Here is a 13594-nt window from a genome sequence, read left to right on the forward strand (position 1 = left end):
TACTCTGTCGTAGGTGACAGTGGCAAAGCCGTCCGCACGCTCCAAGTCCACGCAATCCACCCCAGGCGCCGCCCTGGCCCGGCGCTGGTCCGACGAAACCCGAACCGGGTTGGTGCGACGCGCCCGCCGGATGAATCGTGCACTGGCGCAAGCGTTTCCGGATGCGCACTGCGAACTGGATTTCACCTCGCCGCTCGAGTTGACGGTGGCCACCATCCTCTCGGCGCAGAGCACCGACAAACGGGTGAATCTGACCACGCCCGCGTTGTTCAAGCGATACCGCTCCGCGCTTGATTATGCGCAGGCCGACCGCACCGAACTGGAAGCCCTCATCCGCCCCACCGGCTTCTTCCGCAACAAGGCAACGTCGCTGATGGGCCTCGGGCAAGCGCTGGTGGAACGGTTCGACGGTGAGGTGCCGTCGACCATGGCCGAGTTGGTGACGTTGCCCGGGGTGGGGCGCAAAACCGCCAACGTCATCCTGGGAAACGCCTTCGGTATCCCCGGAATCACCGTCGACACCCACTTCGCGCGGCTGGTCAGCAGGTGGCGCTGGACCGACGAGAAGGATCCGGTCAAGATCGAGCACGCGGTCGGCGACCTCATCCCGCGCGCCGAGTGGACCATGTTGAGCCACCGGGTGATCTTCCACGGCCGCCGGGTGTGCCACGCCCGCAAACCGGCATGCGGGGTCTGCGTGCTCGCCAAGGACTGCCCCTCCTTCGGCCTGGGCCCCACCGAGCCGCTGCTCGCCGCGCCCCTGGTGCAGGGCCCGGAAACCGAGCACTTGCTGGCGCTGGCCGGGCTGTAAATCAAGGCCGGTGCCGGTGGCCCGTAAGACGCGTTGGACCATCGCGATCCTGGCGGTGGTGGTGGCGCTGGCCGTGGCGCTGCTGGCGCAGCTGCGCGAGCGCCCCTCGACGACCGCGACCTCGCCGCCGACCGCCGCTCGTGAACATCGCGACGCCGATACGCCGGCGGCGCTGGCGGGGCCTCGCGAGCGCGCGGGGCTGCCGCCCTGTCCCGCGGCCGGGGGCGGCCCCGGTCCGGCGGCGCTGCGCGGTGTGACGGTGGAATGCGCCGCCGATGGCTCGGCCGTCGACGTCGCTGCGGCGCTCGCCGGGCGCCGCGTGATCCTCAACTTGTGGGCGTATTGGTGCGCGCCGTGCGCGGCCGAACTGCCCGCGATGGCCGAGTATCAACGGCGGGCCGGCCCGCGCGTGATGGTGGTGACCGTGCACCAGGACGAGAACGAGACGGCGGCGCTGCTGCGGTTGGCGGAGTTGGGCGTTCGGCTGCCGACGTTGCAGGACGGTCGCCGCCGGGTGGCGGCGGCGCTGCGGGTGGCAAACGTGATGCCCGCGACGGTGGTGCTGCGGTCGGACGGTAGCGTTGCGCAGACGCTGCCGCGGGCTTTCGCGAGTGCCGACGAGATCGCGGCTGCGGTCGGAAACGACGCGGGCTGAGGGCAAGGAGGCGCCGGTGAGTGCTGCGGTCGTCCCACTGACGCCTGACGTCTGCCCGCCCTGGTTGCGTCCGCTGGTCGACAATGTCGGTCAGATCCCCGAGGCGTATCGGCATCGGCTCCCGGCCGGCGTGCTCGCGATGGTGACCGCGGCCAAGGCCGCGTCGTCGATGGCGACATTGCGCGGCGACGGGCGCGAGGCCGCCGTGCTGGTGCTGTTCTCGGGTCCGGAGTCCGGCCCGCCCGACGGCGGCCTGCCCGACGATGCCGATCTGCTGCTGACCGTGCGCGCCTCGACGTTGCGCCACCACGCCGGCCAAGCCGCATTCCCCGGCGGCGCATCCGATCCCGCCGACGACGGTCCGGTGGCCACCGCGCTGCGCGAGGCGCAGGAAGAGACCGGGATCGACGTGCGCAGGCTGCATCCGCTGGCCACGATGGAGCGGACATTCATTGCGCCGTCGCGTTTCCACGTGGTGCCGGTGCTGGCCTATTCACCCGATCCCGGCCCGGTGGCCGTCGTCGACGAGACCGAAACCGCGATCGTGTCGCGGGTTCCGGTGCGCGCCTTCATCAATCCGGAGAACCGGCTGATGGTGTACCGCGGCGCCCTCGGCCGTCGTTGGGCCGGCCCGGCGTTTCTGTTGAACCAGATGCTGGTTTGGGGATTCACTGGCCAGGTGATCTCCGCGGTGCTCGACGTCGCCGGCTGGGCCCTGCCCTGGGATACCACCGACATTCGCGAATTGGACGAGGCGATGGTGCTGGTCGGTGGCGAGGACGGTGCCCGATGAATTCGATGACGCCTTCGCAGTGGCTGGATATCGCGGTCCTGGCGGTCGCGTTCATCGCGGCCATCTCGGGTTGGCGTTCGGGCGCGCTGGGCTCGCTGCTGTCGTTCGTCGGCGTGTTGCTCGGCGCGATCGCCGGGGTCCTGCTGGCGCCGCACATCGTCAGCCACATCGCCGCCCCGCGCGCGAAATTGTTCACCGCGCTGTTTCTGATCCTCGCGCTGGTCGTGGTCGGGGAGGTCGCCGGTGTGGTGCTGGGGCGCGCCGTGCGCGGCGCGATCCGTAGCCGCGCAATCCGATCCGTCGACTCGGTCATCGGGGTGGGGGTCCAGCTCGTCGTCGTACTGACCGCGGCCTGGCTTTTGGCGACGCCGCTGACGCAGTCGAAGGACCAGCCCGAGCTGGCCGCCGCGGTCCGGGGCTCGCGGGTGCTGGCCAAGGTCAACGAGGTAGCGCCGCCCTGGCTCAAGACCGTGCCCAAGCGGCTCTCGGCGCTGCTGAACACCTCCGGGCTGCCCGCGGTGCTGGAGCCGTTCAGCCGCACCCCGGTCATTCCCGTCGCGTCGCCGGACCCGGCGCTGGCCAACAACCCGGTCGTGCAAGCCACCGCGGCGAGCGTCGTGAAGGTGCGCAGCCTGGCGCCCAGCTGCCAAAAAGTGTTGGAGGGCAGTGGATTCGTGATATCGCCCGACCGGGTGATGACGAACGCGCACGTGGTGGCCGGATCCAGCAGCGTGCAGATATACGCCAGCGGCAACCCGCTGGATGCCACCGTGGTGTCCTATGACCCGTCGGTCGACATCGCCATCCTGTCCGTCCGCAACCTGCCGCCACCGCCGCTGGCCTTCGCTGAAGGCGAGGCGAAGACCGGCACCGACGTGGTGGTGATGGGTTATCCCGGCGGCGGCAACTTCACCGCCACCCCGGCCAGGATTCGGGAGAACATCAAACTCAGCGGGCCCGACATCTACCGCGACCCGCAGCCCGTCACCCGCGACGTGTACACCATCAGAGCGAATGTGGAGCAAGGCAATTCGGGTGGACCGTTGATCGACCTGAACGGCCATGTGCTCGGCGTCGTGTTCGGCGCGGCCGTCGACGACCCCGACACCGGCTTCGTGTTGACCGCCACCGAGGTGGCCGGACAGCTGGCCCGGATCGGGGACACCGCCCAGGTCGCCACGGGCTCCTGCGTCAGCTGACCACGTTCTCGAGAAACCTCATCAGATGCCTGTTGATCTCCTCAGGCGCCTCTTCGTGGCTGAAATGCCCTGCGCCGCTGATGGATACGTATCGCCCCTGGGGCGCGTAGCGCCGGCTGTGGTCGACGGGATCGGCCAGCACGTAGGGGTCCTCGTCGCCGCGCAGGTGTAGCAGCGGAATGCCGAGCTGGCCCGACATCGCTCTCATGAATCGCCGGCCTTCGCCCCGCAGCTGGCTGCGCACCGCCCAGCGTTGGTACTCCAACGCGCAATGTGCGGCGCCGGGAATTTGGATCGCCGTACGCAAATAGCCAACGGTTTGCGAGAAGTCTTCGGACGCAACCCATTTGGCGGAGCTGCGGCTACGGACCAGCCGCTCGATCTCCGCGCCGTTGTCCCGGGTCAGCTGGCGCTCGGGCCAGATCGGCAGCTGATAGCGCAGCAAGGTATGCAGCAGCGCGTAGCTCTGGTCGCGACGCGTCAGCGTGGAGCGGCGCAGCGCGCTCGGATGCGGCGAGCTGATCAACGCGATGGCACGCACCAGCCGGGAATGCAACAGGGCGGTCGTCCAGCAGGCCAGGCCGCCGTCGGCGTGGCCGATCAGCGTCGCCGACGAATGCCCAAGCGCGCGAATGAGTCCGGCCGTGTCACCGGCGAGCGTCCAGCCGTCGTAGCCGCGGGGTGGCTTGTCGCTGCCGCCATAGCCGCGCAGGTCGACCGCGACGACCCGGGCGCCGCGCAGTCCGCGCAACTGGTGCCTCCAGGACCACCAGAACGAACCGAAACCGTGCAGCAGCATCACCAGCGGCCGCGCCGAGGCCGGCTCCGCGGGGGGTCTAGCCGCGTCCGGGTCGGCGGGCAGCGCCTCGACGACATGGAATCGGATGCCGTTGGCGTGCACGTCCAAATGGCGCCATGGCCCGTCGATGCGGGTCACCGACGGATCCGGCGCTGGCATCTACCAACCCGAGGGATCTGCCGGAGCTCGGTCGGAAGCACCGTCCGACGCGGGGAGCCTGGGTGTGGCGGCCTTGTCGTGGCCCGGCGTGAGTGCGGTGCGGGTCTCCCTGACCGATTCGATGGTCTCCCGCGGTCCCCGGATTCGGCGGACCTTCAGGAAACCCAGCAGGGCCAGGACCGCGCCGACGACGACCATGATCGCGAACACGATCAGGAAGGCCACCCAGCGCCACAGCCAGTCGTCGAGCAGCTCGGCGAGGAAGAAGAAGAAAAAGAAGGTGGAGTAGAACAACACCACCAGCGCTGCGATGAAGTAGACGCTGCCGGTCAAGCCCTTCTTGACGTCGCGGGTGATCTCGGCGCGGGCCAATTCCACCTCCGCGCGCACCAGCGTGGACACCTGAGTGGTCGCGTCCTTGATCAGATCACCGATCGACGGGTCGGCTGGCCTGGCGTGCGGGTCGGCCAGCGGAATCGTGGTCAGCGTGCTCGGCACACCGTTCTTGCGATCGTTACTCACAGACGGTCCTCTCGGTTCGCTGTCGTCGCGGTTCATGTTGCCATGCGCCGCGGTGCCAGACGAGGCCAGCCGACGACCGCCGCAGCACTGGCGGAGCCCCGGTGATCATTTAGACTGGCGCAGCTGGTCTCCGACGTTCCGATCGGCTGACGGGAGTTTCGATTGCGGACGGCACATCGGTGCTTCGTGGCGGCGATGGTGGCCGTGCTGGTGGGCCTGCTGGGTTTGCCCGTCCGCGTCGCGGGTGCCGACGACAGGGTTCCGTTGGGTGGCGGCGCGGGGATCGTCATCAACGGGGACACGATGTGCACGCTCACCGCGATCGGCAACGACGCGGCCGGCGACCTGATCGGCTTCACCTCCGCGCACTGCGGGGGCCCCGGCGCGCAGGTCGCCGCCGAGGCCGCGGCGGGCAGGGGCACGCTGGGAACGATGGTCGCAGGGAACGACAACCTCGATTACGCGGTGATCAAATTCGATCCGGCCAAGGTGGCTCCGGTGGCCGTCTACAACGGGTTCGCGATCAACGGCATCGGCCCGGATCCGACGTTCGGCCAGGTCGCGTGCAAACAGGGCCGCACGACGGGCAACTCGTGCGGTGTCACGTGGGGGATGGGCCAGACCCCGGGCACCATCGTCATGCAGGTGTGCGGCAACCCCGGTGACTCGGGGGCGCCGGTCACCGTCGACAACCTGCTGGTCGGCATGATCCACGGCGCGTTCAGCGACAACCTGCCGACCTGCATTATCAAGTACATTCCGCTGCACACCCCGGCCATCGTGATGTCGTTCAACTCGATCCTGGGCGACATCAACGCCAGGCATCGGCCCGGTGCGGGATTCGTGCCGGTGCCGGCCTGACCTACTTGGCCGCCCTGATCGCGTCGAACACGCCGGGATCGAGCAGCGTCGACGTGTCGCCCAGCTCGCGGTTTTCGGCGACGTCGCGCAGCAGCCGCCGCATGATCTTGCCGCTGCGAGTCTTCGGCAGCTCCGGCACCACATGGATCTCGCGCGGCTTGGCGATCGGCGAGATCTCCTGTGCGACGTGAGCACGCAGCTCGTCGAGCGTGCCCTGGTGCGCGTCGTCGCTGTCGCACAGGACGACGAACGCGCAAATTGCCTGGCCGGTGGTCTGGTCGGTGACCCCGACCACCGCCGCCTCCGCGACGCCGTCGTGGCCGACGACCGCCGATTCCACCTCGGCGGTGGAGATCCGGTGCCCCGACACGTTCATCACGTCGTCGATGCGGCCCAGCACCCAGATCGCGCCGTCGGAATCGAAACGGGCGCCGTCGCCGGCGAAATAGAAGCCTTTGTCGGCGAATTTCGACCAGTACGTCTCGCGGTACCGATCCGGGTCGCCCCAGATGCCGCGCAGCATCCCCGGCCATGGCTGGTCCAATACCAGGTATCCGGTGGCGTTCTGGGCGTTGTCGCTCTCGGGCCGTAGCGGATCGCCGTGGTCGTCGACGATCTTGGCCGAGATCCCCGGCAGCGGTGTCATCGCCGAACCGGGTTTGGCCGCAGCGATTCCGGGCAGCGGCGAGATCATCGCGGCGCCCGTTTCGGTCTGCCACCAGGTGTCCACGACCGGGATTTGGTCGGCGCCGAAGACCGCGCGATACCAGCGCCAGGCTTCCGGGTTGATCGGTTCGCCGACAGATCCCAGCAGCCGCAGGCTGGACAGGTCATGGGCGTCGGGGATCTCGCGTCCCCACTTCATGAAGGTGCGGATCAGGGTGGGAGCGGCGTAATAGATTGTGACGCCGTATTTTTCGATGATCTGGAAATGGCGGTGCTGATCCGGGCTGGCCGGCGTGCCCTCGTAGAGTACCTCGGTGACACCGTTGGACAGCGGGCCGTAGACGCCGTAGGTGTGTCCGGTGACCCAGCCGATGTCGGCGGTGCACCAGAAGACGTCGGTCTCGGGCTTGACGTCGAAGATGTAGTAGTGCGTGTAGGAGCATTGCGTCAGGTAGCCACCGCTGGTGTGCACGATGCCCTTGGGCTTGCCGGTGGTACCCGAGGTGTACAGCAGGAACAGCGGCTGCTCGGAATCGAACGACTCGGGGGTGTGTTCGGGCGACGCGGTGTCGACGACGTCGTGCCACCACACGTCGCGGTCGGCGTTCCACGACACGTCAATCCCGGTGCGGCGCACCACCAGAACCTTCTCGACGGGACTGTCCGGATCCCCGACTGCCTCGTCGGCCGCATCCTTGAGCGGCGCGGCCTTGCCGCGGCGAAACTGCCCGTCGGTGGTGATCAGCAGTTTGGCCTGGGCATCGGCGATTCGGGCCCGCAGGGCCTTCGAGGTGAAACCGGCGAACACCACGCTGTGCATGAGGCCCAGCCGCGCGCAGGCCAGCATCGCGACGACGGCCTCCGGGATCAACGGCATATAGATGGCGACCCGGTCGCCCGCGACCAGCCCGAGGTCGCTCAGCGCGTTGGCGGCTTTGCATACCTCGGCCTGTAGATCGGCGTAGGTCAGGCTGCGGCCGTCGCCGACGGGCTCGCCGACCCAGTGGATGGCGACCCGGTCCCCGAGGCCGGCCTCGACGTGACGGTCCACGCAGTTGTAGGCGACGTTGAGCTTGCCGCCGACGAACCACTTGGCGAACGGCGCCTCCGACCAGTCCAGCACCTCGGTGAACGGCGTCGTCCAGGACAGGCGGTTGGCCTGTTCGGCCCAGAAGGCGAGCCGGTCTCGCTCCGCTTCGTGGTACAGCTCCTCGCGGGCGTTGGCCTGTTCGGCGAACCCCGGCGGCGGGGGGTACGTGGAGGGCCCTTCGGTGGGGGTCGCGGTCACTGGCTACTCTCCTATGGTTTCGGCTCGTCAACCGTCAGTGAGCCTAGCCCCGCGAGTTGAACCGCCGCGCTCCAATCCAATCCCAACGCATGCCCGCGTAACGCATAATCACCGGTGTGCCGGGACCTGCCGGGCGGCGCCGTCGCCGAGGAGTCCCCAGCATCGTCGTGGTGGCATCGAACTGCGCGGCCGCCACGCTGCTGGGGGCGCCCGCGTGGGCGGCGCCGGTCGAGACGGGCGACCAGCCCACGCCGTGCTGGTCCGAGCAGGTCGCCGTCAGCGCCTCGCCGGCCCAGGGCGCCGTGGGTCACCGCTCGCTGGCGCTGATCTTCAGCCTCGCGGGCGGCGCGGAGCCGTGCACGCTCACCGGCTACCCCGGCGTCGACGCCGGCAATGGCGGTCCGCCCCTTCACGCCGAACCCACACCACGCGGATACATGGGCGGATTGCCGGCCGGCATCGACGCGCCGCAGCCCGTCACCCTGTCGTTGTCCCAACAGGGTCAGGCGATCCTGGAGGGCATGGCGGTCGACGCCGGCGGCAACCCCTGTCCCACCTACACCGACCTGGCCGTCAGCCCTCCCGACATCGTCCAGGTGTTCACCGTGCCTGCCGGCATCGACGCCTGCGCGCTGCAGATCCACCCCATCACCGTCGGTCAATCGTCTTGAAACACCTTGTGGCGTAAGTCATTTCGCTGATGCGGTCGTCCGGCAGCGTTGACGTATCGGCGGCCAACCGATTATCGTGTCGTGACCCCTCGGCGAGACGACCAATCCGATTGCGGGAATCGTGATCAGCGCTGCCAAGTACCGGACCGCGGTGGCGACGCTGGCCGCCTGGACGCTGGTGGTCGCATCGGGTTGCGGCGGCGGAATGCTGAGCCCCGATCTGGTGGTGGTGAACGGCGGGGAGCCGCCCTACCCGCTGATCCCGACCAGTACCAACGACAGCAACGGCGGAAGGATCATCGACCGGCTCTTCGCCGGGCTGGTGTCCTACGACGCCGCCGGAAACCCCGCGAACGAGGTTGCCCAATCGATCGAGACGACGGACTACGTCAACTACCGCGTCGTCCTCAAACCAGGATGGAAATTCACCGACGGCTCGGCGGTGACCGCCCACTCGTTCGTCGACGCGTGGAACTACGGGGCGCTGAGCACCAATGCCCAACTGCAGCAAAGCTTTTTCAGCCCGATCGCCGGGTTCGACGAGGTCTCCGGGACGACCGGCGACGGCAAGCCGGCCCCCGGGCGCACCACCATGTCCGGGCTGCAGGTGGTCAACGATCTCGAGTTCCGCGTGCGCCTCAAGGCGCCGACCATCGACTTCACCTTGCGGTTGGGCCACAGCGCGTTTTACCCGCTGCCCGACGCGGCGTTCCGCGATATGGCGGCGTTCGGCCGCAACCCGATCGGCAACGGACCGTACCGGCTCGCCGACAGCCCGGACGGGCCCGCCTGGGAGCACGACGTCAAGATCGACCTGCGGCCCAACCCCGACTATCACGGCAACCGCAAGCCCCGCAACAACGGCCTGCGATTCGACTTCTACGCCAACCTGGACACCGCGTACGCCGACCTGCTGTCGGGCAATCTCGATGTCCTGGACACGATTCCGCCGAGCGCGCTGCCGATCTACAAACGCGACCTAGGCAACAACGTCACCAGCGGACCGGTCGCGGTCAAACACAGCCTCGACACGCCGCTGCGGCTGCCGCATTTCGGCGGCGAGGAAGGGCGGCTGCGCCGGCTCGCGCTATCGGCCGCCGTCAACCGGCAGCAGATATGCCAGCAGATCTTCCTGGGCACCCGCACTCCGTCGCGCGATTTCACCGCCAGATCGTTGCCGGGCTTCGATCCCAACCTCCCGGGCAACGAGGTGCTGAACTTCGATCCCGGTCGCGCGCGCCAACTTTGGGCACAGGCCAACGCGATCTCGCAGTGGAGTGGACAGTACGTGATCGCGTACAACGCCGACGCCGGGAACCAGGAATGGGTGGACGCGGTGGCCAACAGCATCAAGAACGTGCTGGGCATCGACGCGGCCGGCGCACCGCAGCCGACCTTCGCCGGATTCCGCACGCAGATCACCAATCACAGCATCGCGACCGCGTTCCGTGCCGCCTGGCAGGGCGACTACCCGTCCATGATCGAATTCCTTGCCCCGCTGTTCGCCACCGGGGCTGGGTCCAACGATGTGGGTTACTCCAACCCCGAGTTCGATGCGGCGCTCGCGGCCGCCGAGGCCGCCCCTACATTGCCGCAGTCCAATGCCATGACCAACGACGCGCAGCGAATCCTGTTCCACGACATGCCCGTTGTGGAGCTGTGGGACAACGTCGGCGTGGTGGGCTGGTCGACGCAGGTCAAAAGCGTCGGAGTCGCCTGGAACGGCCTGCCCGATTACGAGAACATCGTGAAGGGCTGAGATGGGCTGGTACATCGCGCGCCGCATCGCCATCATGGTGCCGGTCTTCATCGGCGCCACGCTGTTGATCTACGGCATGGTTTTCCTGCTGCCCGGTGATCCGGTGGCGGCGATGGCGGGAGACCGCCCGCTGACCCCGGCGGTCGCGGCGGCGCTTCGTGCCCGCTACCACCTCGACGACCCGTTCATCGTGCAGTACCTGCGCTATCTGGGCGGTGTGCTGCACGGCGATCTGGGCCGGTCGTTTTCCGGGCTGCCGGTCAGTGCCGTTCTCGCGCATGCGTTTCCGATCACCATCAGACTGGCGCTGATCGCGGTGGCGGTGGAAGCGGTGCTGGGGGTCGGGTTCGGCGTTGTCGCCGGGCTGCGTCAGGGCGGCATCTTCGATGCCACGGTCCTGCTCACCGGCCTCGTCATCGTCGCGATTCCGATCTTCGTCCTCGGCTTCCTCGCGCAATTCGTGTTCGGCGTTCGGCTCGGGATCGCGCCGGTAACGGTGGGTGAGCGGGCGACCTTCGCCCGGCTGCTGCTGCCCGGGATCGTTTTGGGTTCGGTGTCGTTCGCGTATGTGGTGCGGTTGACCCGATCCGCGGTGGCCGCCAACGCGCACGCCGATCACGTGCGCACCGCCACCGCGAAGGGACTGTCGCGACCGCGCGTCGTGACGGTGCACATCCTGCGCAACTCGCTGATCCCGGTGGTGACTTTCCTCGGCGCCGACCTGGGGTCACTGATGGGCGGGGCCGTCGTCACCGAAGGCATCTTCAACATCCATGGTGTCGGCGGCGTGTTGTTTCAGGCCGTCACCAGACAGGAGGCGCCGACGGTGGTGTCCATCGTGACGGTGCTGGTGCTCGTGTATTTGGTCGCCAACCTGGTGGTGGACCTGCTCTACGCCGCCCTCGACCCCCGGATCCGCTATGGCTGAACACATCCCGATCCATCACGGTTTCTGGCGCGACACCTGGCGCACGCTGCGCCGGCGCCCGAAGTTCGTCGTCGCCGCCGCGCTGATCGTCGTCATCGTCGTCGTCGCGATCTTCCCCGAGTGGTTCACCGGCATCGATCCCACCTATGCCGATCCCAGCCAGAGCCTGCTTCCCCCGTCGGGCGCGCACTGGTTCGGCACCGACTTGCAGGGCCACGACATCTACGCGCGCACCGTCTACGGGGCGCGGGCCTCGGTGATGGTGGGGCTGGGGGCCACCATGCTCGTCTTTCTGGTCGGCGGGGCGCTGGGCGCGCTGGCCGGCTTCTACGGCGGCTGGATCGACGCCGTGGTCTCGCGGATCAGCGACATCTTCTTCGGATTGCCCCTGCTGCTGGCCGCCATCGTGCTCATGGGCGTCTTGCACCACCGCCGGGTGTGGACGGTGATCGTCATCCTGGCCGTGTTCGGCTGGCCGCAGGTGGCCAGGATCGCACGCAGCGCCGTGCTGCAGGCGCGGTCAAGCGATTACGTTCTCGCGGCGAAGGCCTTGGGGCTGAGCGACTTCCAGATCCTGCTCCGGCATGCGCTGCCCAATGCGTTGGGCCCCGTTTTCGCGGTGGCCACCCTTGCCTTCGGCGTCTTCATCGTCACCGAGGCCTCGTTGTCCTACCTCGGCGTCGGATTGCCTACCTCGGTGGTGTCCTGGGGCGGGGACATCAACCTGGCGCAGAGCCGGCTGCGGTCCGGCTCGCCGATACTGTTCTATCCGGCCGGCGCCCTGGCGATTACGGTGCTGGCGTTCATGATGATGGGTGACGCGCTGCGCGACGCCCTGGATCCGTCATCGCGGGCGGTGCGAGCGTGAACGAAGCGTTGTTATCCGTCGAGGGTCTGGAAGTCACGTTCGGTGACCACGCCGCCGTGCGCGGAGTCGATCTGACGGTGGCGCGCGGGCAGACCGTCGCGGTGGTGGGCGAATCCGGATCCGGCAAATCCACCACGGCCGCCGCCGTCCTCGGCTTGCTTCCGCCGGGCGGGCGAATCACGGCCGGACGCATCATGTTCGACGGTCGCGACATCACGTCGTTTGATCGGAAGGCCGATCGCCGGTTGCTCCAATCGATCCGTGGGCGCTCCATCGGATACGTGCCGCAAGATCCGATGACCAACCTCAACCCGGTCTGGAAGGTGGGCTTTCAGATCCGGGAAGCGTTGCGGGCCAACACGAATGACCGTGGGGCGCGGCGGCGCGCGCTGGAACTGCTCGCCGAGGCCGGCGTGCCCGAGCCGGCGAAGCTGGCCGGCCGCTACCCGCATCAGCTGTCCGGTGGCATGTGTCAACGCGCCCTGATCGCCATCGGTTTGGCCGGCCGGCCGCAGTTGCTCATCGCCGACGAGCCGACGTCGGCTCTGGACGTGACCGTGCAGCGGCAGGTGCTCGACCATCTGCAGCGCCTCACCGACGAGCTGGGCACCGCGCTGCTGCTGATCACCCACGACCTCGCGCTGGCCGCCGAACGCGCCGAGCGTGTGGTCGTGGTCCATCGCGGCGTCGTGGTGGAATCGGGTGCGGCACAGGTGATCCTGCGGGACCCGCGGCACCAGTACACCCGGCGGTTGGTGGCCGCGGCCCCGTCGCTCACGGCCCGCAGCCCCCGAAGCCGGCCCGCGGATGGCGAGCACATCATGGTGGCGTCCGAGCTGACCAAGGTCTACCGGGAGTCGCGTGGCGCACCGTGGCGGCGGGGCGAGTTCCGCGCCGTCGACGACGTGTCGTTTCGCCTGCGACGGGCCAGCACCCTGGCGATCGTCGGGGAGTCGGGCTCGGGCAAATCGACGGTGGCGCGGATGGTGCTCGGCCTGCTGCAACCCACGTCGGGCTCGGTGGTGTTCGACGGCACCCGCGTCGCCGACACCCTGGACCGGGACGCGGCGATGGCGTTTCGCCGGCGAGTGCAGCCCGTGTTCCAAAACCCATACAGCAGCCTGGATCCCATGTATTCGGTGTTTCGCACCATCGAGGAGCCGTTGCGGATCCACCAGGTGGGCGACCGCGGGCAGCGCCGGCGCGCGGTCCGCGAGCTCCTCGACCAGGTGGCCCTGCCGTCGTCGGTGCTGGGGCGGCTGCCCCGCGAGCTGTCCGGCGGTCAACGGCAACGGGTCGCGATCGCGCGGGCGCTGGCGCTGCGGCCCGAGGTACTGGTGTGCGACGAGGCAGTGTCTGCGCTCGACGTCCTGGTGCAGGCGCAGATACTCGAGCTGCTGGCCCAGCTGCAGGCCGAACTCGGCCTGGCCTACCTGTTCATCAGCCACGACCTGGCGGTCATCCGGCAGCTCGCCGACGACGTCCTGGTGATGAGGGCGGGCCGGGTGGTGGAGCGAGCACCCACCGAGGAGCTGTTCGCTCGGCCGGGTCACGAGTACACCCGTCAGTTGCTGGAGGCCATTCCGCGCGCGCCGGCGCCGCCGCGCTAGGTTGG

The 13594-nt window shown here is 68.5% G+C and carries 13 protein-coding genes; 10 read left to right on the plus strand and 3 right to left on the minus strand.

The window, feature by feature from the left end; translation table 11 throughout:
* Positions 1 to 73: 73 nt before the first annotated feature.
* Genes nth through marP form a run of 4 tightly spaced genes read left to right on the plus strand, consistent with a single transcriptional unit; the run spans position 74 to position 3458 of the window.
* Positions 74 to 811: an endonuclease III gene (nth, locus tag A5744_RS07630; RefSeq protein WP_170874446.1), complete on the plus strand. Its 738-nt coding sequence runs from the start codon at positions 74 to 76 to the stop codon at positions 809 to 811.
* Positions 812 to 827: 16 nt separating this feature from the next.
* Positions 828 to 1466 carry a TlpA disulfide reductase family protein gene (locus A5744_RS07635; RefSeq protein ID WP_076059857.1) on the plus strand — a complete coding sequence of 213 codons (639 nt, stop codon included), beginning with the start codon at positions 828 to 830 and terminating at the stop codon, positions 1464 to 1466.
* The gene (locus A5744_RS07640) at positions 1441 to 2259 is read left to right on the plus strand and encodes a CoA pyrophosphatase (RefSeq protein ID WP_076059859.1); all 819 of its coding nucleotides are present in this window, start codon (positions 1441 to 1443) and stop codon (positions 2257 to 2259) included. Before A5744_RS07635 ends, A5744_RS07640 begins: the two co-directional genes overlap by 26 nt.
* Before the next feature lie 5 nt (positions 2260 to 2264).
* A complete protein-coding gene (gene marP / locus A5744_RS07645) occupies positions 2265 to 3458 on the plus strand; it encodes an acid resistance serine protease MarP (RefSeq protein WP_139329391.1) in 1194 nt (397 codons plus the stop codon).
* On the opposite strand, the gene A5744_RS07650 is transcribed toward marP, so the two are convergent.
* Together A5744_RS07650 and A5744_RS07655 are read right to left on the minus strand one after the other, a co-directional pair.
* The gene (locus A5744_RS07650; RefSeq protein ID WP_076059790.1) at positions 3451 to 4416 is read right to left on the minus strand and encodes an alpha/beta hydrolase; all 966 of its coding nucleotides are present in this window, start codon (positions 4414 to 4416) and stop codon (positions 3451 to 3453) included. The genes marP and A5744_RS07650 overlap by 8 nt on opposite strands.
* Positions 4417 to 4974: a phage holin family protein gene (locus A5744_RS07655; RefSeq protein ID WP_076059792.1), complete on the minus strand. Its 558-nt coding sequence runs from the start codon at positions 4972 to 4974 to the stop codon at positions 4417 to 4419.
* 126 nt (positions 4975 to 5100) lie between these two features.
* Between A5744_RS07655 and A5744_RS07660 the strand changes: the two genes are divergently transcribed.
* The gene (locus tag A5744_RS07660) at positions 5101 to 5799 is read left to right on the plus strand and encodes a serine protease (protein WP_139329386.1); all 699 of its coding nucleotides are present in this window, start codon (positions 5101 to 5103) and stop codon (positions 5797 to 5799) included.
* A gap of 1 nt (position 5800) precedes the next feature.
* Here A5744_RS07660 and acs read toward each other — a convergent pair whose 3' ends face one another.
* The gene (gene acs, locus A5744_RS07665) at positions 5801 to 7753 is read right to left on the minus strand and encodes an acetate--CoA ligase (RefSeq protein WP_076059795.1); all 1953 of its coding nucleotides are present in this window, start codon (positions 7751 to 7753) and stop codon (positions 5801 to 5803) included.
* A 116-nt stretch (positions 7754 to 7869) separates the two neighbouring features.
* On the opposite strand from acs, the gene A5744_RS07670 reads away from it, so the two are divergent.
* From A5744_RS07670 to A5744_RS07690, 5 genes are all read left to right on the plus strand, one after another.
* Positions 7870 to 8424 (plus strand): DUF4232 domain-containing protein, encoded by a 555-nt coding sequence (locus A5744_RS07670; RefSeq protein WP_083662641.1) that lies wholly within the window; start codon positions 7870 to 7872, stop codon positions 8422 to 8424.
* A gap of 124 nt (positions 8425 to 8548) precedes the next feature.
* Positions 8549 to 10183, plus strand: a complete 1635-nt coding sequence (locus A5744_RS07675) for an ABC transporter substrate-binding protein (protein WP_076059862.1) — start codon at positions 8549 to 8551, stop codon at positions 10181 to 10183.
* Position 10184: 1 nt separating this feature from the next.
* Entirely contained in the window at positions 10185 to 11111 is a 927-nt protein-coding gene (locus tag A5744_RS07680) for an ABC transporter permease (RefSeq protein WP_076059797.1), read from the plus strand.
* Positions 11104 to 11979, plus strand: coding sequence for an ABC transporter permease (locus tag A5744_RS07685; RefSeq protein WP_076059799.1), 876 nt, complete (start codon positions 11104 to 11106; stop codon positions 11977 to 11979). The genes A5744_RS07680 and A5744_RS07685 overlap by 8 nt, the downstream gene beginning before the upstream one ends.
* Positions 11958 to 13589: an ABC transporter ATP-binding protein gene (locus A5744_RS07690; protein ID WP_076059800.1), complete on the plus strand. Its 1632-nt coding sequence runs from the start codon at positions 11958 to 11960 to the stop codon at positions 13587 to 13589. The genes A5744_RS07685 and A5744_RS07690 overlap by 22 nt, the downstream gene beginning before the upstream one ends.
* Positions 13590 to 13594: the final 5 nt, after the last annotated feature.

Origin of the sequence: Mycobacterium sp. IS-1264 (assembly GCF_001954195.1) — a bacterium.
Lineage (GTDB): Bacteria > Actinomycetota > Actinomycetes > Mycobacteriales > Mycobacteriaceae > Mycobacterium.

What these genes read in the sequence shown, in the direction of transcription:
- marP (WP_139329391.1), top strand. Translation starts at nt 2,265, where the DNA reads ATGACGCCTTCGCAGTGGCTGGATATCGCGGTCCTGGCGGTCGCGTTC.
- A5744_RS07650 (WP_076059790.1), bottom strand. Translation starts at nt 4,416, where the DNA reads ATGCCAGCGCCGGATCCGTCGGTGACCCGCATCGACGGGCCATGGCGC.
- A5744_RS07655 (WP_076059792.1), bottom strand. Translation starts at nt 4,974, where the DNA reads ATGAACCGCGACGACAGCGAACCGAGAGGACCGTCTGTGAGTAACGAT.
- A5744_RS07680 (WP_076059797.1), top strand. Translation starts at nt 10,185, where the DNA reads ATGGGCTGGTACATCGCGCGCCGCATCGCCATCATGGTGCCGGTCTTC.
- A5744_RS07685 (WP_076059799.1), top strand. Translation starts at nt 11,104, where the DNA reads ATGGCTGAACACATCCCGATCCATCACGGTTTCTGGCGCGACACCTGG.